The sequence below is a fragment of the Salmonella sp. 2020_1459 genome (genome assembly GCF_043847915.1).
GTDB classification, from domain to species: Bacteria; Pseudomonadota; Gammaproteobacteria; order Enterobacterales; family Enterobacteriaceae; genus Salmonella; species Salmonella enterica.
In genome coordinates, this window is record NZ_JBCMFA010000001.1 from 572,732 (window position 1) to 594,952 (window position 22,221).

The following is a 22,221-nucleotide window of genomic DNA, read 5'->3' on the forward strand; positions in this document are numbered from 1 at the left end:
AATGGATGTTACCGCAAAATATGAATTAATTGGTCTTATGGCGTATCCTATCCGTCATAGCTTATCGCCCGAAATGCAAAACAAAGCGTTAGAAAAAGCGGGGCTACCGTATACCTATATGGCTTTCGAAGTGGATAACACGACGTTTGCCAGCGCCATTGAAGGACTGAAAGCATTAAAAATGCGCGGTACGGGCGTCTCCATGCCAAACAAACAGCTCGCGTGTGAGTATGTCGATGAATTAACGCCAGCAGCAAAACTGGTTGGCGCTATCAACACCATTGTTAACGATGACGGCTATCTACGCGGCTACAACACGGATGGTACGGGCCATATTCGGGCAATTAAAGAAAGCGGTTTCGATATTCGGGGAAAAACCATGGTGCTGCTCGGCGCGGGAGGCGCGGCTACCGCCATTGGCGCCCAGGCAGCCATTGAAGGCATTAAGGAAATTAAACTGTTTAACCGTAAAGATGACTTTTTCGAAAAAGCGGTTGCCTTTGCGAAGCGGGTGAATGAAAACACTGATTGTGTCGTTACCGTCACCGATCTTGCCGATCAGCACGCTTTTACTGAAGCGCTTGCCAGCGCAGATATTCTGACGAACGGCACCAAAGTTGGCATGAAACCATTGGAGAACGAATCCCTGATCGGCGATGTTTCCCTGCTCCGCCCTGAATTGCTGGTCACCGAATGTGTTTATAATCCGCATATGACAAAGTTATTGCAGCAGGCGCAACAAGCTGGTTGCAAAACAATTGATGGTTACGGCATGTTGTTATGGCAAGGAGCCGAACAGTTTGAACTGTGGACAGGAAAAGCGTTTCCATTGGACTATGTAAAGCAGGTGATGGGATTCACAGCCTGACCGGTAAAATTATAATTGCGACGAATGACAATGAAGGGTACCAAATGAAAACCGTAACTGTAAGAGATCTCGTGGTTGGCGAAGGCGCGCCAAAGATCATTGTGTCGCTAATGGGAAAAACCATTACCGATGTGAAATCGGAAGCACTCGCCTACCGTGAAGCGGATTTCGATATTCTGGAGTGGCGCGTTGACCATTTTGCCAACGTGACAACGGCGGAAAGCGTACTTGAGGCCGCCGGCGCCATCCGGGAGATTATTACCGATAAACCCTTGCTATTTACCTTCCGCAGCGCGAAAGAAGGCGGCGAACAGGCGCTAACCACCGGACAGTATATCGCTCTGAATCGTGCAGCGGTTGACAGCGGTCTGGTCGATATGATCGATCTTGAGCTTTTTACCGGCGACGATGAGGTGAAAGCCACCGTCGGCTATGCTCATCAACACAATGTTGCGGTGATCATGTCTAACCATGATTTTCATAAAACGCCCGCAGCGGAAGAGATTGTTCAGCGTCTGCGTAAAATGCAGGAACTGGGCGCCGATATTCCGAAGATCGCCGTCATGCCACAGACTAAAGCCGATGTCCTGACCTTACTTACCGCCACTGTAGAAATGCAGGAGCGCTATGCGGATCGTCCGATTATTACCATGTCGATGTCGAAAACCGGGGTAATATCTCGTCTTGCCGGCGAAGTGTTCGGTTCTGCAGCAACGTTTGGCGCGGTGAAAAAAGCATCTGCGCCGGGACAAATATCGGTAGCCGATCTGCGTACCGTATTAACTATATTGCACCAGGCGTAATACTTTATCGTGTGGCGGAATATTCTCTTTCTGCCACAATAAAATAAATAGTTATCTGATATGAATATGTTCCATATTCATTGAAAGCCGCTGTCTTTATTACCTTAACACGGTTATATCGATATTGCTTTCAGGGATAATAGTGGAGTAAATATGAAAATCAATAAGCCATCACGCATTAATGGCCGCGTTCCCGTGCTCTCTGCACAAGAAGCAGTAAATTATATTCCAGATGAGGCCACTTTATGTATTCTGGGCGCAGGCGGCGGTATTCTCGAAGCGACAACATTAATTACCGCACTGGCAGATAAATATCAAACAACCCAGTCACCACGAGATTTATCTATTATTAGCCCTACCGGATTAGGTGACCGCGCCGATCGCGGCATCAGCCCGCTGGCGCAGGAGGGATTGGTAAAATGGGCGCTATGCGGACATTGGGGGCAATCTCCCCGTATTTCTGAACTGGCTGAACAAAATAAAATCGCCGCCTATAACTACCCACAAGGCGTATTAACCCAGACGCTGCGCGCCAGCGCCGCACACCAGCCGGGTATTCTGAGCGATATCGGTATTGGAACCTTTGTCGACCCTCGCCATCAAGGCGGAAAATTAAACGACGTGACTAAAGAAGACCTCATTAAGCTGGTAGAGATCGATAATAAAGAATATCTCTATTATAAAGCGATAGCGCCTAATGTGGCTTTTATCCGCGCCACCACCTGCGACAGCGAAGGCTATGCATCATTTGAAGATGAGGTGATGTATCTTGATGCGCTGGTGATCGCCCAGGCCGTTCACAATAATGGCGGTATTGTAATGATGCAGGTGCAGAAAATGGTAAAAAAAGCCACGCTGCATCCAAAATCCGTGCGTATTCCCGGCTATCTGGTGGATATTGTGGTTGTCGACGCCGACCAGACGCAACTCTATGGCGGCGCGCCGGTGAACCGATTTATCTCCGGGGATTTTACTCTTGATGATAGTACCCAGCTTACCCTGCCCCTTAATCAGCGCAAGCTGGTAGCCCGACGCGCGCTGTTTGAAATGCGTAAAGGCGCGGTAGGCAATGTGGGCGTAGGCATTGCCGACGGCATTGGTCTGGTCGCTCGCGAGGAAGGCTGCGCCGATGACTTCGTGCTGACCGTAGAAACTGGCCCGGTGGGCGGTATTACCTCTCAGGGTGTGGCCTTCGGCGCCAATGTCAATACCCGCGCGATCCTCGATATGACCTCACAATTTGATTTTTATCACGGCGGTGGGCTCGATGTCTGCTATTTAAGTTTTGCCGAAGTGGATCAACACGGTAATGTCGGTGTACATAAATTCAACGGCAAAATTATGGGCACCGGCGGGTTTATCGATATTAGCGCAACGTCGCAAAAAATTATTTTCTGCGGAACTCTGACGGCCGGAAGTTTAAAAACTGAAATTACCGATGGCAAATTAAATATTCTGCAGGAAGGTCGCGTGAAAAAATTCGTCAGCGAACTGCCGGAAATTACGTTCAGTGGAAAAATTGCGCTTGAGCGCGGGTTAGATGTGCGTTACATCACTGAACGTGCGGTTTTCACTCTCAAACAAGATGGCCTGCATTTAATTGAAATTGCGCCTGGCGTCGATCTGCAACGGGATATTCTTGACAAGATGGATTTTTCACCGGTTATCTCACCAGATTTAAAACTGATGGACACAAGATTATTTACCGATAGCACTATGGGATTCACGCTTCCTGACGCAACACATTAAAAGGAGTACAAATATGGATTTTTCATTAACTGAAGAACAAGAACTATTACTGGCCAGTATTCGCGAGTTAATCACCAGCAATTTTCCGGAAGAGTATTTCCGTACCTGCGATCAAACGGGCACCTATCCCAAAGAATTTATGCAGGCGCTGGCGGAAAACGGTATTTCGATGCTGGGCGTCCCGGAAGAATTCGGCGGCATTCCGGCTGACTATGTAACGCAAATGCTGGCGCTGATGGAAATCTCAAAATGCGGCGCTCCGGCCTTTTTGATTACCAACGGCCAATGCATTCACAGTATGCGCCGTTTTGGTTCCGCAGAACAACTGCGTAAAACAGCAGAAAGTACTCTGGCCACCGGCGATCCAGCATATGCGCTAGCCTTAACAGAACCTGGCGCGGGCTCTGATAATAATAGCGCCACAACAACCTGGACGCGTAAAAACGGCAAGGTTTATCTTAACGGTCAGAAAACGTTTATCACCGGTGCAAAAGAATATCCTTACATGCTGGTTCTGGCGCGCGATACGGAGCCAAAAGATCCTAAAAAAGCGTTCACGCTTTGGTGGGTGGACTCAAATAAACCGGGCATAAAGATTAATCCGCTGCATAAAATTGGCTGGCACATGTTGAGTACATGCGAAGTTTATCTCGATAATGTCGAGGTGGACGAAAGCGACCGGGTCGGTGAAGAAGGCATGGGTTTCCTCAATGTCATGTACAATTTTGAAATGGAGCGTTTGATTAATGCGGCGCGCAGTACAGGTTTCGCCGAATGTGCATTTGAAGATGCCGCCCGTTACGCCAACCAGCGTATCGCCTTTGGTAAACCCATCGGCCATAACCAGATGATCCAGGAAAAGCTGGCGTTAATGGCCATCAAAATCGAAAACATGCGCAATATGGTGTTGAAAGTCGCCTGGCAGGCCGATCGGGAAGAGTCACTGCGTACCAGCGCCGCGCTGGCTAAGCTGTACTGCGCACGCACAGCGATGGAAGTGATTGACGATGCGATTCAGATTATGGGGGGGCTTGGTTATACTGACGAAGCCCGTGTCTCCCGCTTCTGGCGCGATGTTCGCTGCGAACGTATCGGTGGCGGCACGGATGAAATTATGATCTATGTGGCAGGACGCCAGATTCTGAAAGACTATCAGAACAAGTAAGGATCGTACCGGAACGTCTTATTCGGCCTGACTGCTTTATGGCATCAGGCCGAATAAATCAGATATATTTCGCCGTCAGGTATTTGGCAGCAAATACGCCTGCGCAACCAGACTATTTTTAAATTGCTTACGATAATCGTTGGGAGAACATCCTACATGCCGCATAAACAATTTGGCAAAATGGTCCACATTTTCATATCCTACCCGCCATGAAATTTCTGCCAGTGGCGACTCAGTGTTTGTCAGCGCAAACTTGGCCTCGGTCATACGTCGTTGAATAACATAGTTGATAGGGGATATATGATATTCTTTGGCAAATTCATGACATATATAACTGACGCTGGCACGAAATTTTTTCGATAGCTGGTCAAGCGTGATTTTTTCACGATAATTATTATTGAGATAAACAAGCACATCCTTAATTAATACATCTTTTTTAATGTAGCCTTGTTCAGAACGATAGGCATTTTTAAAATTTTCATAATAAAGCGCGGTCAGAGTGTAAGCAAATGCATCGTATACAGAGGAAGCCAATACGTTTTTCCCCTGCGGAAGTAACACGCTTAATTCATTAAAGATACTTTTAATGACCTCTTTCCCCTGAACCACGGAAACCACCGGACAGGAATGACTCTGCAATAGTTGGTTTTCTTCCCAACCTGGAAAACAAAACCCATACAGCGCACAGGTATAGGTGGTAGCCGGCGAATTGCTGTCGGATGCTACAGCGTGTAGCCGCCCCCGCTCAACGACGACAATATCGTCCGCATGCGCGACGTAGAGTGAAGAGTCAATAATTAACCTGGCTATCCCTTTTTTGACGTAAATAAGCTCTGTTTCATTATCATGCATATGATGGCCAGACTCCCAGTTTGGATCATCGCTAATGACAAAACGTGAAAATCGAGGGGTCTTGTCCTGTTCAAAAATCGTCTCCGCGGCGGAGTCAAAACAGCGCTGATACATAATAACCTCTGTCAGGTTTAAAAAGATAACCAGGATAAAATAAAGCGAGCGTCAGTGTTGTACAACCGTGGAGATTACCAGCAAAACAAGATTATTCGTTCCGAATGCAAGATATTATGTTCTTTTGCAGACAGCTCAGATTACCTGTCGATAGCGTATTATCAGACAAAAATACATAGCCGACATATCTTTGATGTTTTCTTTTAACCTCACAGAAACAACATCGCACGTTTCATGTTAAAAAATGATGATATGCTTCGCACTTATTATTCTCACTACCGTATTTATATTTTTATGACGCCCTTTTCAGATGGTTGCTAACGATTCTCTGTTCGCAGATTTTTTGTGCAAGATTGTTGGCAAGGAAAACAGATTGACCCATCGTAAACCTCTTCAGACTGCCGCAGACTATTTTCAGTCAGATTTACGTTACTTATCCGCACGCGACTCACTGGAGATGCAATGAAAATAATAACCTGCTTTAAGTTGGTGCCTGAAGAACAGGACATTACCGTGACCCCGGAGCATTCGCTCAATTTTGATCGTGCCGAGGCCAAAATCAGCCAGTTTGATTTAAATGCAATTGAGGCCGCCGCGCAGTTAGCTGGCGGTGGCGACGAGATCGCCGCGCTCACCGTCGGCGGCTCTCTGTTACAAAATTCAAAAGTCCGCAAAGATGTGTTATCCCGCGGGCCAGATGCGCTTTTCATGGTTCAGGATGCGCAACTGGAGCACGCCCTGCCCAAAGAAACCGCGCTGGCGCTAGCATCCGCGGCGGAGAAAATCGGCTTTGACCTGTTGCTCTTTGGAGAGGGCTCCGGCGATATTTATGCCCAACAGGTGGGCCTGCTGACTGGCGAACTCCTGAAACTCCCCGTCATCAACGCAGTAAGCCATATTCAACGCGACGGCGACAAAATCATCGTTGAACGCACACTGGAAGAAGACGTTGAAATTATCGAGCTCACGCTGCCCGCGGTGCTTTGCGTGACCTCAGATATTAACGTTCCACGCATCCCGTCAATGAAAGCCATTCTCGGCGCCGGGAAAAAAGCCGTTACGTCGTGGCTGGCGAGCGATATCCACTGGACCCCAACCACGCCACTGGCGGAACTGGTCGCCATCTCGGTACCGCCGCAGACAGAACGCAAGCATATCATTCTCGATAACGATTCGCCGGAAGCCATTACCGCACTGGCCGATCATTTGAAAAAATCCCTGAACTAAACCCAACGGAGAAAAATTATCATGAATCATTTAGCTAACGTATGGGTATTTAGCGATAACGTAGAGCGTTATGCCGAATTAATGACCGGCGCGCGGCAGTGGGGAGAAAAAGTTTACGCCATCGTGCAAGGAAACACGGAGATCGACTACGTGAAAGCGCTTGGCGCTGATGAGATAGTCGTTCTTGAATCGCATACGGATTTGCAGCGCGTGGAAAACTATGCCGAAACGCTGGCCTCATTATTAGGCGACCAAAATGGGCTGCTGCTCATGGCGGCGACCAAGCGCTGTAAAGCGCTGGGCGCCCGGCTGAGCATCCAGCTTGACGCCATGATGGTGAACGACGCGACGTCTATTGACCTCCTCGACGGGACGCTACACGCAGAGCATCGCATGTACGGCGGACTTGCTTTCGGCAAAGAGAAATTAAACAGTCCGCAGGCGATTATTACGCTGGCACCCGGCGTGCTGGAACCCGCCGCCCCTCTCCCCGGTCATACTTGCCCGCAGACCACGCTGGCATATATTGCCCCACGCCACGAGGTATTGTGCCAGCAGCGGCGCGCGAAATCGCTAAGCAGCGTCGATTTGAGCAAAGCCAAACGGGTCATCGGCGTAGGACGAGGCCTGGCGGCGCAAAGCGATCTGGATATGGTGCATAAACTGGCGGCCGTTCTCGGCGCAGAAGTGGGCTGTTCCCGCCCCATTGCGGAAGGTGAAAACTGGATGGAACGTGAGCGTTATATTGGCGTATCCGGCGTTCTGTTGAAATCCGATCTCTATCTGACGCTGGGCATTTCCGGCCAAATTCAACATATGGTGGGTGGAAACGGCGCAAAAATTATTGTCGCAATTAACAAAGATAAAAACGCGCCCATTTTCAATTATGCCGATTATGGCCTGGTGGGCGATATCTATAAGGTTGTTCCTGCCCTCATCGACCAGTTAAGCCGCTAATTCCTTTTTCAACGCACATCTCCCGTCGTCGATACGGCGGGAAAGGAGCATAAAGCATGTCGGATGATAAATTTGACGCTATTGTGGTGGGCGCAGGCGTAGCAGGAACGGTCGCCGCGTATGTGATGGCAAAAGCGGGACTGGATGTACTGGTTATTGAACGCGGAAACAGCGCGGGCAGCAAAAATATGACCGGTGGGCGGCTCTACGCTCACAGTATCGAAAGTATTATGCCGGGATTCGCAACGTCCGCCCCCATCGAACGCGTCGTTACCCGTGAAAAAATCTCCTTTTTAACCGAAGAAAGCGCCGTCACACTTGATTTTCACCGCGCGCCCCCTACTCCGCCCCTTACGTCATATACCGTACTGCGCAACAAACTGGACCCGTGGTTAATGGCGCAGGCGGAACAGGCTGGCGCGCAGTTTATCCCAGGTGTACGGGTCGACGCTCTGGTACGTGAAGGCAATCGCGTCACTGGCGTTCAGGCCGGGGATGATATTCTGGATGCGAATATTGTGATTCTCGCGGACGGCGTGAATTCCATGCTGGGCCGTTCGCTGGACATGGTGCCTGTCTCTTCTGCGCATCATTATGCCGTCGGCGTAAAAGAGTTGATTGGGCTCTCTCCGGCACTTATTGAAGAGCGCTTTAATCTGGCGCCCCATGAAGGCGCCGCCTGGTTATTCGCTGGCGCGCCCTCCAACGGGCTCATGGGCGGCGGTTTTCTTTATACCAACCGTGATTCGGTTTCTCTGGGGCTGGTATGTGGCCTGGGCGACATTGCTCACGCGACCAAAAGCGTACCGCAAATGCTGGAAGATTTTAAACAGCATCCGGCGATACGCCCTTTGATTCAGGGGGGAACGCTGCTTGAATACTCCGCTCATATGGTGCCCGAAGGCGGCATAGCAATGATGCCGGAGCTGGCAAATGACGGTGTGATGATTGTCGGCGACGCCGCCGGTCTTTGTCTGAATCTCGGCTATACCGTCCGCGGCATGGATTTAGCCATCGCGTCCGCGCAAGCGGCCGCTCAAACCGCCATTGACGCTAAAGCGCGGCAAGATTTTTCCGCCGCGAGTCTTGCCGGTTACAAACGCGCGCTGGAGAAAAACGGCGTGTTACGCGATATGCGGCATTTCCGCAAACTCCCCGGATTAATGGAAAACCCACGGCTTTTTACCGAGTACCCGCGTATGGCGGCAAACATTGTGGGCGATCTGTTCACCGTTGATGGCGGTCCAGTCCCACCGTTGCGTAAAACTATCCTGTCACATGCGAAAAAAATTGGACTGGTGAATCTATTAAAAGACGGCATAAAAGGGGCTACGGCATTATGAGTTCGGACAATAAGGTGAATGTTGACGTCAAATTGGGCGTAAATAAATTTTACGTAGATGAAGGACACCCACATATCATTTTGCGCTCCTCGCCTGACATGCAGGAGTTTAATAAATTAATAAAAGCCTGCCCTGCCGGACTCTATAAGCTGGACGATGCGGGAAATATTCATTTTGACTCCGCGGGCTGCCTGGAATGCGGGACCTGCAGGGTTCTCTGCGGCAATACTCTTCTCGAAAAATGGGAATACCCGGCGGGAACGTTCGGCGTTGAGTTTCGCTACGGCTGACGCTCTGAAACACCGGATAACGACGCTACGGCGTCTTATTCGGCTTGCCCCCGGAGATTACGTCATTTGTATTAATAGAGAACAAGTCAATGAGTGTTACATTAACGTTTGACGCCGCAAGGCGGAAAACCTATCGCGAGTCCGGCTACTGGGGCGATGCTTCACTGGGCGACTACTGGCGGCAAACCGCACGCGCCGTACCCGATAAAATCGCCGTGGTCGATAATCATGGCGCGTCCTGGAGCTACGCCGCGCTCGACTGCGCGGCAAGCCGCCTGGCAAACTGGTTACTGTCTCAGGGGATTCAACCGGGCGATCGCGTGGCCTTTCAGCTTCCGGGCTGGTGTGAGTTTACCCTCATTTATCTGGCCTGCCTGAAAACGGGCGCGGTATCTGTCCCGCTACTTCCCGCCTGGCGAGAAGCAGAGCTGGTTTGGGTGCTGAACAAATGTCAGGCTAAAATATTCTTCGCCCCCACCGTGTTCAAACAGAATCGTCCGGTCGATCTTATCCTTCCGCTACAAAATCAACTGCGCCATCTGACGCATATTGTCGGCGTGGATAAACTGGCGCCTGCCACCACAGCGCTTGCGCTTAGTCAAATCATCGACCGCAGCGAACCGTTGCAGTCAGACATTAACATTCACGGTGATGAACTGGCGGCAGTGCTGTTTACCTCCGGCACAGAAGGAATGCCGAAAGGGGTGATGTTGACCCACAATAATATTCTTGCCAGCGAACGGGCGTATTGCGCGCGGTTGAATTTAACCTGGCAAGATGTGTTCCTGATGCCTGCGCCACTGGGCCACGCCACCGGATTTTTACACGGCGTCACCGCGCCCTTTTTAATCGGGGCGCGTAGCGTATTGCTGGACATCTTTACCCCAGAAGCCTGCCTTACCTTATTAGCGCAGCAACGCTGTACCTGTATGTCAGGCGCGACGCCGTTTATTTACGATCTGCTTTGTGCCATTGAGCAACAGCCTGCCGACCTCTCCTCACTACGATTCTTCTTATGCGGCGGCACGACTATTCCCAAAAAGGTTGCCCGCGACTGCCAGCAGCGCGGTATCAAATTATTGAGTATTTACGGTTCTACAGAAAGTTCTCCACACTCGATGGTTAATCTGGGTGATTCGACTTCACGCATGATGAACACCGATGGTTATGCCGCCACCGGTGTAGAAATTAAAATCGTGGATGAAGATCGCAATACGCTTCCAGCAGGCCACGAAGGCGAAGAAGCCTCGCGCGGGCCGAACGTTTTTATGGGATACCTGGACGAGCCGGAACTTACCGCCCGCGCACTGGATAATGAGGGCTGGTATTACAGCGGCGACCTCTGCCGCATGGATGAAGACGGTTATATCAAAATTACCGGGCGCAAAAAGGATATTATTATACGTGGAGGTGAAAATATCAGCAGTCGCGAAGTCGAAGATATTTTGCTACAGCACCCTCGCATACACGATGCTTGCGTCGTTGCTATGCCTGATGAACGCTTAGGCGAACGTTCATGCGCGTATGTGGTCTTAAAACCGCCGCACCTTTCGCTGATGCTGGAAGAGGTGATCGCTTTTTTCAGTCGAAAACGGGTAGCGAAGTATAAATATCCGGAACGGATCGTCATCGTAGAAAAACTGCCCAGAACCGCCTCTGGCAAAGTGCAGAAGTTTCTGTTGCGGCAGGATATTATTGAGCGGCTGCGCCAGGAGCACACTGCGGTATAAATTGCCGGATGGCGACGTTAACGCCGCCATCCGGTATCACACTACTTCTTCAGTTCCGCCAGACTCAGCCAGGTCTGAACCACGGTGTCCGGGTTCAGCGACAGGCTGTCGATCCCCTCTTCCATCAGCCAGGCGGCAAAGTCTTCATGGTCGGACGGACCCTGACCACAAATTCCAACATATTTGCCCTGTTTTTTCGCCGCGCGGATCGCCATCGACAGCAGCGCTTTCACCGCGTCGTTACGCTCGTCAAACAGTTCAGACACCACGCCGGAATCGCGATCCAGCCCCAGCGCCAGCTGCGTCATGTCGTTAGAACCAATCGAGAAGCCATCAAAATACTCGAGGAACTGTTCAGCCAGCAAGGCATTGGACGGGATCTCGCACATCATGATGATCTTCAGCCCGTTCTCGCCGCGTTTAAGCCCCTGGCGCGCCAGCTCTTCGATGACCGCTTTCGCCTGGTCGACCGTCCGCACGAACGGGATCATGATTTCGACGTTGGTAAGGCCCATATCGTTGCGCACGCGTTTCACCGCTTCGCATTCCAGCGCAAAACAATCGCGGAAACTTTCTGCGACGTAACGACCCGCGCCGCGGAAGCCCAGCATCGGGTTTTCTTCATGCGGCTCATAGCGTTCGCCGCCGACCAGGTTGGCGTATTCGTTGGACTTAAAGTCAGACAGGCGAACGATGACGCGTTTCGGGTAGAAGGCGGCGCCTAACGTCGCGATCCCTTCCGTCAGTCGACCAACGTAAAATTCACGCGGCGAGTCAAACCCTTTCATCATCTCACGAATGTCGTTTTGCAGCGCGGCATCCTGGTCGTCAAACTCCAGCAGCGCGCGCGGGTGAACGCCAATCATACGGTTAATGATGAATTCCAGTCGCGCCAGACCTACGCCTTCATTCGGCAGGCAGGCAAAGTCAAATGCCCTGTCCGGGTTGCCGACATTCATCATGACCTTCAGCGGTAGCTCTGGCATGGTGTCTACGCTGGAGCTTTTTACGCTGAAATCCAGCATGTCGGCATAAACATAACCGGTATCACCTTCTGCGCAGGAGACGGTTACTTTTTCGCCATCTTTCATGCGTTCGGTGGCGTCGCCGCAGCCGACTACCGCCGGAATGCCCAATTCGCGGGCGATAATCGCCGCGTGACAGGTGCGCCCGCCACGGTTAGTGACAATCGCCGCCGCTTTTTTCATGATCGGTTCCCAGTCCGGGTCGGTCATATCGGTGACAAGCACATCGCCAGGCTCAATACGGTTCATTTCGCCGATATCGTGAATAACTTTTACCGTACCTGCGCCGATACGATGACCAATGGCGCGACCTTCGGCAATGATTTTCCCCTGCGCATGTAGCGTATAACGCTCCATCACCTGGCCACGAGAGCGCACGGTTTCCGGACGTGCCTGCACAATAAAGAGCTTACCGGTATGACCGTCTTTCGCCCATTCGATATCCATCGGACGACCATAGTGCTGCTCAATCTGCACCGCTTGTTTCGCCAGTTCCTGCACTTCTTCGTTGGTGAGCGAGAAAATGTCGCGCTGTTCCTGCGGTACATCTTCAATCTTCACTTGCTTGCCGTGCTCCTGGGTGGCGGCGTAAACCATGCGGATTTTTTTCGACCCCATGGTGCGGCGTACGATGGCCGGACGGCCTGCCGCCAGGGTTGGCTTATGGACATAAAATTCATCCGGGTTAACCGCGCCCTGCACCACCATTTCACCCAGTCCCCATGCCGAGGTGATAAAGACCACCTGGTCAAAGCCGGATTCGGTATCGATAGAGAACATCACCCCTGACGAGGCGAGATCGGAGCGAACCATCCGCTGCACGCCAGCGGAAAGCGCTACGCCGCGATGATCATATCCCTGGTGAACGCGATAAGAGATGGCGCGATCGTTAAACAGAGAAGCAAATACGTGTTTCACTGCCACCAGCACCGCGTCGAAGCCCTGAACGTTAAGAAACGTTTCCTGTTGACCCGCAAACGAAGCATCTGGCATATCTTCCGCCGTGGCGGAGGAACGCACGGCAAAAGAGGCATTTTCATCATCCGACGAAAGCTGCGCATAGGCATCGCGGATGGCGTTTTCCAGCGCCGGCTGGAAAGGAGTGTCGATAATCCACTGGCGGATCTGCGCGCCCGCTTTCGCCAGCTGGGAGACATCATCAATATCTGTCTTATCCAGCAGCTCATAAATGCGCTGGTTTACGCCGCTTTGATCCAAAAACTGGTTAAACGCATCGGCAGTGGTTGCAAAACCATTCGGAACGGATACGCCCATGCCGGAAAGGTTAGTAATCATTTCACCCAGGGAGGCATTTTTGCCCCCAACTCTGTCTACATCATTCATGCCGAGTTGGTTATACCAAAGCACCAGCGGTGACGAGCCATTGTTGGACATCGAACAATCCTTTTGTGATAAATGAACGAGTTTAAGAAACACATAGTTGCGTATTTATCCTGGCATACTTAAACCCGCGAAAAAAACGGTGAATCGTTCAAGCAAATTTATTTTTTCATTTTTTCAGATTGTTTACGTAGTTGCGCAAACCCGCGCATAGCACGGCATTCCCTGAATAACCCCCGGTATAAACTGCGTTTCCAGGAAATGAAACACACTTTTCATTAATTATAAAAAGCGCCTGTCATTTTATAAAATAAGCGACAAGTTATACGTTTCCCGTTACTTTTAATTTATGCTTTCAGATAATTATGTTTACTCTTCAGGATGAACAGAATGGATAATGTTGTTGATCGCCATGTTTTCTATATTTCTGATGGTACCGCCATCACCGCCGAGGTCCTGGGTCACGCGGTTATGTCGCAGTTTCCGGTGACGATCAGCAGCATCACGCTGCCATTCGTGGAAAACGAAAGTCGCGCCCGCGCCGTCAAAGACCAAATTGACGCCATTTATCAGCAAACCGGCGTTCGCCCGCTGGTGTTTTACTCGATTGTTTTACCTGAAATTCGCGCCATCATCTTACAGAGCGAAGGTTTCTGCCAGGATATCGTCCAGGCGCTGGTGGCGCCGCTTCAGCAGGAGATGAAACTGGATCCGACGCCGATCGCTCATCGTACTCATGGGCTTAATCCGGGTAACCTGAACAAGTATGACGCCCGTATTGCCGCTATCGATTATACCCTGGCGCATGATGATGGCATTTCATTGCGTAACCTCGATCAGGCCCAGGTCATTTTACTTGGCGTTTCGCGCTGTGGAAAAACGCCCACCAGCCTCTATCTGGCAATGCAATTCGGTATTCGTGCGGCTAACTACCCTTTCATCGCCGATGATATGGATAATTTGACGCTGCCCACATCGTTAAAACCGCTACAACATAAACTGTTCGGCCTGACAATTGACCCTGAACGCCTGGCGGCAATTCGCGAAGAACGCCGTGAAAACAGTCGCTATGCCTCGTTGCGTCAGTGCCGCATGGAAGTGGCGGAGGTCGAAGCGCTGTATCGTAAGAATCAGATCCCCTGCCTGAACAGCACCAATTATTCCGTTGAAGAGATAGCCACCAAAATTCTCGACATTATGGGGCTTAACCGCAGGATGTACTAGTAAACTAGTTTAATGGATTGGTTTTTGTTATCATGCCGTTCTGCCTGCGAGGTGTGACACGCCTCGCACTTGAAATCAGCAGGGATTGGTTTATCGTGATGCCCATCACTTCCCGGTAGTCCTGCCGTTGAAGCAACAAATTTCTGAGACTTGTAATGAACAGAACCGACGAACTCCGTACTGCGCGTATCGACAGCCTGGTAACACCGACCGAACTCGCGCAGCGGTATCCTGTATCGTCCTCCGTCGCCAGTCACGTTACCGACTCCCGACGCCGGATAGAAAAGATTTTAAATGGTGAAGATCCACGGCTACTGGTCGTCATTGGCCCCTGTTCGATTCACGATCTGAATGCTGCCATGGAATACGCGACGCAGCTCCAGGCACAACGCCAAAAGCATCAGGCGCGTCTGGAAATCGTCATGCGCACCTATTTTGAAAAACCGCGCACCGTCGTGGGATGGAAAGGCCTGATTTCCGATCCCGACTTGAATGGCAGTTACCGCGTCAATTATGGGCTTGAACTGGCGCGTCGCTTGCTATTGCAGGTGAACGAACTGGGAGTACCGACCGCCACAGAGTTTCTTGATATGGTCACCGGCCAGTTTATTGCCGATCTGATCAGTTGGGGAGCGATTGGCGCGCGTACCACCGAAAGCCAAATCCATCGGGAAATGGCTTCTGCGCTCTCTTGTCCGGTCGGCTTTAAAAATGGTACGGATGGCAATACCCGCATTGCCGTTGATGCTATTCGCGCCTCCCGCGCCAGTCATATGTTTCTCTCGCCGGATAAAGACGGACAGATGACTATCTACCAAACGAGTGGCAACCCGTATGGGCACATCATCATGCGCGGCGGTAAAAAACCGAACTACCACGCTGAAGATATTGCCGCCGCCTGCGACACGTTGCATGAATTTGATCTGCCGGAACATCTGGTCGTCGACTTCAGCCACGGCAACTGTCAAAAACAGCATCGCCGCCAGCTGGAGGTATGTGATGATATTTGCCAGCAGATTCGTAATGGCTCCACGGCAATTGCCGGGATTATGGCCGAGAGTTTTTTACGGGAAGGCACGCAAAAAATTATCAGCGGTCAACCATTAATCTATGGTCAGTCCATTACCGATCCCTGCCTGAACTGGGAAGATACGGAAGTTTTGTTGGAAAAACTTGCCGCAGCGGTAGACAGCCGCTTTTAATAGCTCGCCCATCCTGCCGGGATGGGCGTTTCTTCGATGCGTTACCCGCCCTTTTCTCTCCCCGCGCGTATATCACTCCACAGAATTAGCACTTGCTGTTATCGCATTAATTATTGATAATAATAATCATTGTGAGTTTGATTATTAATAAATAACATGTCGCGTATGGATAACACCGAGCTGCCTCACCCTAAGGAAATAGACAATGAAACGCTTCTCCCTGCCGCTGAACGGCGCGTCAACAGTCAGGCGCTATTAGGTCCGGACGGCAAAGTCATTATCGATCACAACGGTCAGGAGTATCTGTTGCGTAAAACTCAGGCTGGTAAGCTACTGTTAACCAAATAACGCTCCGCCAGCAGACGATGCTGCTGGCGTCAGGCTAACTTGAACAACTGACCTCCAGCCGCTTTCCCCACTCCGGCGGTCGGCTGGCATAGTCATCATCTCGATCGGTAAAAGGTTGACGTAAAACTTCATGCAACCGATGCAGTTCCGCCATGTCTCCTTGTTCAGCCGCATCTATCGCGCGTTGCGCCAGCCAGTTGCGCAACACAATCGCAGGATTCACGCGTTGCATCTGCTGTTGGCGCAGCGCGTCATCCACCGCCTCTGTGCGCAATCGCGCCCGGTAGCGGTCGAACCAGGCATCGAACGCCGCGCGATCGATAAACGTATCCCGCAACGGCGAGGAGGCGCTCTGTTGCTCCGTATGGCTTAACATCCGAAATGTACGGGTATAATCACTCCCTTCGCGCGCCATCAGACTAAACAATTCATTCAGTAAAGCGTTATCGTCTTTTTGCTCGGTAAAGAAGCCCAGCTTCTGGCGCATTCGCTGCCCATAGTGCGTTAACAACGCGTCCTGGTAGCGATCCAGCGCTCTGTTTAACGCGTCGATCTCAATAAAAGGGGTTAACGTCTGCGCCAGACGTTGTAAATTCCACAGCGCCACCGACGGTTGATTATCGAAGCGGTAACGTCCCTGATGATCGGAATGGTTACCAATGAAGCCGGGATCGTAGTCATCGAAAAAACCAAAGGGGCCATAGTCGATAGTCAGCCCCAGAATCGACATGTTATCCGTATTCATAACGCCGTGCGAAAAACCGACGGTTTGCCACTCGGCGATGAGTCTTCCGGTACGCGCCGCCACCTCTTCAAACCACAAAGCATATTTTTCCGGGACATCCTGCCATTGCGGCCAGTAATGACGAATAGCGAAATCAGCCAGTTGCTGAACTTTTTCCGGCTCACGGCGGTAGTAGAAATGTTCGAAATGACCAAAACGCATATGACTTTGCGCCAGACGCATTAACATCGCGCCCGTTTCCTGCGTCTCTCGCTGAACCGGCGTATCGCTGGCTACGATAGATAACGCGCGCGTAGTGGGAATACCCAGATAATGCATGGCTTCGCTGGCAAGGCTTTCTCGTATGGTTGAACGCAGGACGGCGCGTCCATCCCCCATTCGCGAATAGGGTGTTAATCCGGCGCCTTTCAGATGCCAGTCGAGGGTCGAGCCATCCGCCAGGAGCTGTTCGCCCAGCAAAATACCGCGTCCGTCGCCGAGTTGTCCCGCCCAGACGCCGAACTGATGCCCGCTATATACCTGCGCGACAGGCGACATACCGGGTAATAAGGTTTCGCCGCCCCAAACGCCAGCGCCATTGGTAGCGTCAAATAACGACGCGGGAATGGCTAACTGCTGCGCCAGTTCGTCGTTATACCAAATCAGTCGCGCATTTTTTAACGGTGTGGGTAAAAGCGCGGTATACGTTGCTGGCAGTTCATCGCGCCAACGGGCAGTAAAAGACAGGGTCATAGGGCCTCCTGTCTTCAGTGTAGACGGTTAATCACCGGTTAAACACCGGCAAACAGAAAGGTTATCGCTGAACGAGTTTAATGAGCTGACTTACTGGCACCGGAGGCCATAGTCCGCCCTGGAATGCGCTAAACCCCAATGGCGCTGCGCGCGCAAACATCGCCTCAGTATCAATACCGGCAATCATCAGCGACTCGCAGCTGGAGGAGATCTGGGCAACAATAGCGTGCATGAATGGTTCAAATGAGATCATTTCAGCTCGCTGCTGAATAAAATTTTTATCCAACATGACTCGTTTGAACAGCCCATCGAAAATAGCTTTAGTCGACGCCTCGCCTGCGCCAAAATTTGCCAGCATTAATGGGAAATGCATTGCCAGATTAGCTAACGTTTCATTGTTTTTGCCCTGGTTTAACCCAGGATAATTCTCATTTATAGCTAATTCAAGAAACGGAAAGCGCGCTGTCCGGGAAAAAAGTTCGCTATCTAATAATAATAAGTCACTAATTGCAGGCGGTAAATTAAGCCATGCAATAAGTTTATGCTGAATAAAAAAGTGCTGACAGGTTTCTAACAACGCCAGTTTTTCAACAAACAGACAGTATTGTTCCTCCACCGAAAGGCGAGGCGCTACCAACTCAGTCGGCATCCGCACGGCGCCGTCTTCAGCGGCAAACGTTGCAATAATCTCTAAACCAACAAGCCGAGCGTTTTCATCCATGACGGGAAGGAAAAAGAGTTCGGAATGGTAAAGCTCATCAAGTGAAGCAATCATTACGCCAGTCCCATGGTTAGGGCGCTATTCGCCATCCAGTCACTACGGACGGAAACAGACGTAACTTCAGATACTAATTGAAGCGTCATCATTTTTCTTGTTTACCGGTAAACCGGTTCCTTTTTTTAACTTACTCTGATTATAAACCAATATCCAATGTTGTACTTTTAACAGGGCGTGAACACGCCCGTTTTTAATAAAAGTACGTTTGTAAATGCTACGGTTATATCATTATATATGATGACAACAGATGTCATAAGTTCAACCGGCGATATGTTAAAAATAGACTATAAAATTTATATCGTCTGCGAGGTTAAATTCGCCGTGCCTGCCAGAAGTTTTTTCGCCAGTACACATTATCCAGCGATGAACGCATCACGCCACGACTGGTAGAGGCATGAATAAACTCATTATTTGTATCGTAAATACCAACATGTAAACCACTTTCGCCCGAACCGGTTTTAAAGAAAACCAAATCTCCGGGCAGCAATTCATCTTTATCGATTCTGGTGCCGATTTTTGATTGTTCACGCGTATCACGAGGCAACTGCAAATCAAACTTGTCGCGCATAGTGACTACCACAAAGCCGGAACAGTCCACGCCTCTGCGACTCATGCCGCCGTAACGGTATGGCGTACCGCGCCAGGACTGCAACTGATCGTTCAGACCCGCAATGACGGTAATGGAGTCTGATAATCTGGCATTTGGCGCCGGTGCCCGATGAGTACTGCATCCTGCCAGGAACAATGCTGTGATAACAAGAAGCCAAAAACGCATGCCGCAACAATCCTCTGTTTTTATTTTGGTATTAATTTAGCGTCGAAATTACCTGCTTTTCAAGAAACGATTTTACTTAAGTGGCCGAAATGAGCATTGGATGCCCCTCGACGTCGAGTCGTCGAAAGCGCAGACCGTAGGCTTGCGCCAGATAAGAGGGGGTGAGCACCTCTTCCCGGCGGCCGCAGGCAATGAGTTTACCGCGCTTTAGTAACCAGGCTTTATGCGCATGGCGCAGCGTGTGGTTCAGATCGTGGCTACTCATCACAATCGCAATTCCTGCCTGACATAAATGATGTAATACCCGATCCAGAGCGTTTTGTTGCGCAACATCGAGACTGTTCATCGGCTCATCAAGCAGCAATAATTGACCGACCGGATTAGCGTCGGGATGAATTTGTAGTACAACGGCAGCAAGGCGAACACGCTGCCACTCGCCACCGGAAAGCTGATTCACGCTTCGCCCCAGTTTGTCGCCCAATCCAAGCATATCGGCCACCTCGTTAAGCTGCCCGGTTCGCGTTTTATCAGGTTGATGCAATGTCAGGTAATGCCAGACCGGCATGGCGAACGGCGGATTTTGCTGTTGCGCAAGATAAGCGCGGTGTTGGGCAAGCGTTGCCGTCGCCCATGCCTCCAGCGGCGCTCCGCCAAACCTGATGCTCCCCTCGCCGGAGGTTAACCCCGCCATACGCGCCAGTAGCTTGCTTTTCCCGGCGCCGTTCGGCCCGACAAGATGAAGGATCTCTCCTGCGCTTACTTCGCCGGAAAGCGGCCCCAGGCGGGTGCTCTCGGCGACGTCCTTTAATTGCATCAATTGAGACATTATTTTGCCAACGCGATTTTTATGCTTTCCATCACAATAGGATCTTCAGGCGTCATATCCGGCGAAAAACGCTGTATCACCTGACCATCCCGGCCTACCAAAAATTTTTCAAAATTCCACAGAATATCATCCGGATAGAGTGGCGTACGCCCTTTGCTTACCATCCGTTCGTAAAAGCCGCTCTTCTCCGGCGCGACTGCCGTTGGCGCAGCGGCTATCAGTTTTTGATACAGCGGATGGCGCGCGTCGCCATTCACATCAATTTTACTGAACATCGGGAACGTGACGCCCCAGGTGCTGGCACAATAGGTTTTAATCTCCTCTTCGCTGCCTGGCTCCTGCCCCATAAACTGGTTGCAGGGAAAACCCAACACGACAAACCCCTGATCTGCCCACGCCTTCTGGATATTTTCCAACTGTTCATATTGCGGCGTCAGGCCACATCTGGAGGCGACGTTTACAATGAGCAGCACTTTTCCGGCGTATTTTTCAAGTGTAGTGACCTCTCCATCAATCGTCGTAACGTGAGTATTAAGAAGCGAGTTTTGCATGGTGTCTCCCTGATGTCGGTAGAATAGCGGGTTTCATCGTTAGCCTTTAATCATAGACTGCGAATGATGAAAGCAGTTGTTTACCGATGCGCTAACGCGCGGATTTGAGTAGCAGCCAGATAAACACTGGTGCCCCCAATGTGGCGGTGACCACCCCGATAGGCAGTTCAGCCGACGCCAGCGCCAGTCGGGCGACCACATCAGCCAATAGCAGGGCGATAGCCCCGGCCAGCGCGCAGCCGGGAAGTAAAACCCGGTGATCGGTTAAACCACATAAGCGCAGGATGTGCGGAATAACCAGACCGATAAAACCAATCGCCCCCGCCATCGCCACGCTGACGCCCACCATCCAGCCGGTGGCGACGACCAACAAATTGCGCCAGAACCACAGCGGCAGACCAAGCTGCCGCGCCGAGGTTTCCCCTAGCGCCAGCATATTCAGCGGTTGCGACTGGCAACATATCCAGATCAGTACCGGGATGAGCGCAATCATTAGCCAGCTCTGCTGCCAGTCAACGCCGCCAAATCCTCCCATCATCCAGTACATTAATTGCCGCAGATCGAAAGAGGTGGAAAAATAGATAGCCCACGTCATCAGCGCGCTACAGATAATGCCCAGCGCGACGCCCGCCAACAACAAGCGGCTGGTAGAAAGATGGCGACGCGCAAAACGCAGCAGGATTAACGTAATAATGAGCGCGCCGGCTATAGCGCACAGCCCCAGCGCCCATCCTGGCAGTTGCCCCTGCCCCAGTAAGACGGCGGCAATAAGCCCAACACCGGCCCCATTCGAAACGCCGAGCAGACCCGGTTCAGCAAGTGGGTTTTCAAACAGCGCCTGCATCACAGCGCCAGATAGCGCCAGCGCAGCGCCAACCAGCAATACCGCAAGCGTGCGGGGAAGGCGAATTTGCCAGACAAACAGTTCCCCCCGGGCGCTTAACCAGTCACCGGGGGCAATCCACTGTTCGCCTGCGCATAAGCTCAGAAGTGTAGCCAGTAGCACCAGCAGTGACAGGCTCAGAAGCCAGCGAACGTTTCGTCGCTGTTGTTGGCGGGCAAAAGTCAGCATGTTATCCATTCAGCTGAAAAGAGGTAGCGTGATTTTACGGTGGGTATCCTTTACTTGAAAGAAAAAAGGCCGCAATGCGGCCTTTTTAGTTATACGGGTCATCTTTCAGGCTGACAAATACGCTGTCATCCCGCTGATCTACTTTCGGGATGGCAGCGTATCTGCCGCAATACACCCTGATGGATGTTATGCCTGGATCTGATTACTCTTCTTTGGGCGAAGCGTTTTCGACCCGGCTCTTTAACTTCTGCCCGGGTCTGAAGGTCACCACGCGCCGTGCTGTAATAGGAATATCTTCACCCGTTTTCGGGTTACGCCCCGGACGTTGATTTTTATCACGCAGATCGAAGTTACCAAAACCAGAGAGTTTCACCTGCTCACCGTTTTCCAGAGCACGACGGATCTCTTCGAAAAACAGTTCAACCAGTTCTTTGGCATCCCGCTTGCTAAGCCCAAGCTTATCAAACAGATATTCTGACATTTCAGCTTTTGTAAGCGCCATAG

General features: G+C 51.1%; 21 protein-coding genes. 12 read left to right on the top strand and 9 right to left on the bottom strand.

Annotated elements, in window-relative coordinates; genetic code table 11:
- The first annotated feature begins 1 nt into the window (after position 1).
- From ydiB to ACH0VJ_RS02945, 4 genes are all read left to right on the top strand, one after another.
- Complete coding sequence (gene ydiB / locus ACH0VJ_RS02930; protein ID WP_000383488.1) at positions 2 to 868, top strand: quinate/shikimate dehydrogenase; 867 nt, start codon at positions 2 to 4, stop codon at positions 866 to 868.
- Positions 869 to 912: 44 nt separating this feature from the next.
- Complete coding sequence (gene aroD, locus ACH0VJ_RS02935) at positions 913 to 1,671, top strand: type I 3-dehydroquinate dehydratase (protein WP_000860224.1); 759 nt, start codon at positions 913 to 915, stop codon at positions 1,669 to 1,671.
- Between the two features lie 153 nt (positions 1,672 to 1,824).
- On the top strand, positions 1,825 to 3,420 hold the full coding sequence (locus ACH0VJ_RS02940) for an acyl CoA:acetate/3-ketoacid CoA transferase (RefSeq protein WP_000700593.1): 1,596 nt from the start codon (positions 1,825 to 1,827) through the stop codon (positions 3,418 to 3,420).
- A gap of 13 nt (positions 3,421 to 3,433) precedes the next feature.
- Complete coding sequence (locus ACH0VJ_RS02945) at positions 3,434 to 4,585, top strand: acyl-CoA dehydrogenase (RefSeq protein WP_000347819.1); 1,152 nt, start codon at positions 3,434 to 3,436, stop codon at positions 4,583 to 4,585.
- A 75-nt stretch (positions 4,586 to 4,660) separates the two neighbouring features.
- Here ACH0VJ_RS02945 and ACH0VJ_RS02950 read toward each other — a convergent pair whose 3' ends face one another.
- Positions 4,661 to 5,551, bottom strand: coding sequence for an AraC family transcriptional regulator (locus ACH0VJ_RS02950; RefSeq protein ID WP_000284831.1), 891 nt, complete (start codon positions 5,549 to 5,551; stop codon positions 4,661 to 4,663).
- Positions 5,552 to 6,013: 462 nt separating this feature from the next.
- Between ACH0VJ_RS02950 and ACH0VJ_RS02955 the strand changes: the two genes are divergently transcribed.
- The 5 genes from ACH0VJ_RS02955 to fadK all read left to right on the top strand — a co-directional run bounded on the left by ACH0VJ_RS02955 (position 6,014) and on the right by fadK (position 11,098).
- The gene (locus ACH0VJ_RS02955; protein ID WP_000692101.1) at positions 6,014 to 6,778 is read left to right on the top strand and encodes an electron transfer flavoprotein; all 765 of its coding nucleotides are present in this window, start codon (positions 6,014 to 6,016) and stop codon (positions 6,776 to 6,778) included.
- A gap of 21 nt (positions 6,779 to 6,799) precedes the next feature.
- Positions 6,800 to 7,735 (top strand): electron transfer flavoprotein subunit alpha, encoded by a 936-nt coding sequence (locus tag ACH0VJ_RS02960; RefSeq protein ID WP_001015883.1) that lies wholly within the window; start codon positions 6,800 to 6,802, stop codon positions 7,733 to 7,735.
- Positions 7,736 to 7,791: 56 nt separating this feature from the next.
- Positions 7,792 to 9,078: an FAD-dependent oxidoreductase gene (locus ACH0VJ_RS02965; protein ID WP_001278561.1), complete on the top strand. Its 1,287-nt coding sequence runs from the start codon at positions 7,792 to 7,794 to the stop codon at positions 9,076 to 9,078.
- Positions 9,075 to 9,368, top strand: coding sequence for a ferredoxin family protein (locus ACH0VJ_RS02970; RefSeq protein ID WP_000093362.1), 294 nt, complete (start codon positions 9,075 to 9,077; stop codon positions 9,366 to 9,368). The genes ACH0VJ_RS02965 and ACH0VJ_RS02970 overlap by 4 nt, the downstream gene beginning before the upstream one ends.
- Positions 9,369 to 9,457: 89 nt before the next feature.
- On the top strand, positions 9,458 to 11,098 hold the full coding sequence (gene fadK, locus ACH0VJ_RS02975) for a medium-chain fatty-acid--CoA ligase (RefSeq protein ID WP_371359478.1): 1,641 nt from the start codon (positions 9,458 to 9,460) through the stop codon (positions 11,096 to 11,098).
- Positions 11,099 to 11,139: 41 nt separating this feature from the next.
- On the opposite strand, the gene ppsA is transcribed toward fadK, so the two are convergent.
- Positions 11,140 to 13,518 (bottom strand): phosphoenolpyruvate synthase, encoded by a 2,379-nt coding sequence (gene ppsA, locus ACH0VJ_RS02980; protein ID WP_000069333.1) that lies wholly within the window; start codon positions 13,516 to 13,518, stop codon positions 11,140 to 11,142.
- Positions 13,519 to 13,854: 336 nt separating this feature from the next.
- Between ppsA and ppsR the strand changes: the two genes are divergently transcribed.
- The 3 genes from ppsR to hemP all read left to right on the top strand — a co-directional run bounded on the left by ppsR (position 13,855) and on the right by hemP (position 16,238).
- Positions 13,855 to 14,688, top strand: coding sequence for a posphoenolpyruvate synthetase regulatory kinase/phosphorylase PpsR (ppsR, locus tag ACH0VJ_RS02985; RefSeq protein ID WP_000370992.1), 834 nt, complete (start codon positions 13,855 to 13,857; stop codon positions 14,686 to 14,688).
- Positions 14,689 to 14,843: 155 nt separating this feature from the next.
- Entirely contained in the window at positions 14,844 to 15,890 is a 1,047-nt protein-coding gene (aroH, locus tag ACH0VJ_RS02990; RefSeq protein WP_001082196.1) for a 3-deoxy-7-phosphoheptulonate synthase AroH, read from the top strand.
- A 156-nt stretch (positions 15,891 to 16,046) separates the two neighbouring features.
- Positions 16,047 to 16,238 carry a hemin uptake protein HemP gene (hemP, locus tag ACH0VJ_RS02995; RefSeq protein WP_000089115.1) on the top strand — a complete coding sequence of 64 codons (192 nt, stop codon included), beginning with the start codon at positions 16,047 to 16,049 and terminating at the stop codon, positions 16,236 to 16,238.
- 34 nt (positions 16,239 to 16,272) lie between these two features.
- Here the strand turns inward: hemP and selO are convergent, their stop codons facing one another.
- The 7 genes from selO to ihfA form a co-directional block, all read right to left on the bottom strand.
- Positions 16,273 to 17,715, bottom strand: coding sequence for a protein adenylyltransferase SelO (gene selO, locus ACH0VJ_RS03000; RefSeq protein WP_000175664.1), 1,443 nt, complete (start codon positions 17,713 to 17,715; stop codon positions 16,273 to 16,275).
- Positions 17,716 to 17,776: 61 nt separating this feature from the next.
- Complete coding sequence (gene ydiV / locus ACH0VJ_RS03005; RefSeq protein ID WP_000562011.1) at positions 17,777 to 18,490, bottom strand: anti-FlhDC factor YdiV; 714 nt, start codon at positions 18,488 to 18,490, stop codon at positions 17,777 to 17,779.
- Positions 18,491 to 18,803: 313 nt separating this feature from the next.
- A complete protein-coding gene (locus ACH0VJ_RS03010) occupies positions 18,804 to 19,268 on the bottom strand; it encodes a C40 family peptidase (protein WP_001213256.1) in 465 nt (154 codons plus the stop codon).
- 76 nt (positions 19,269 to 19,344) lie between these two features.
- Positions 19,345 to 20,094 (bottom strand): vitamin B12 ABC transporter ATP-binding protein BtuD, encoded by a 750-nt coding sequence (gene btuD / locus ACH0VJ_RS03015; protein ID WP_371359479.1) that lies wholly within the window; start codon positions 20,092 to 20,094, stop codon positions 19,345 to 19,347.
- Positions 20,094 to 20,645, bottom strand: a complete 552-nt coding sequence (locus ACH0VJ_RS03020) for a glutathione peroxidase (protein ID WP_001181563.1) — start codon at positions 20,643 to 20,645, stop codon at positions 20,094 to 20,096. Before ACH0VJ_RS03020 ends, btuD begins: the two co-directional genes overlap by 1 nt.
- A 91-nt stretch (positions 20,646 to 20,736) precedes the next feature.
- Entirely contained in the window at positions 20,737 to 21,717 is a 981-nt protein-coding gene (gene btuC / locus ACH0VJ_RS03025) for a vitamin B12 ABC transporter permease BtuC (RefSeq protein ID WP_000954984.1), read from the bottom strand.
- A gap of 202 nt (positions 21,718 to 21,919) precedes the next feature.
- Positions 21,920 to 22,219: an integration host factor subunit alpha gene (ihfA, locus tag ACH0VJ_RS03030; RefSeq protein ID WP_001229266.1), complete on the bottom strand. Its 300-nt coding sequence runs from the start codon at positions 22,217 to 22,219 to the stop codon at positions 21,920 to 21,922.
- Between the last annotated feature and the right edge of the window lie 2 nt (positions 22,220 to 22,221).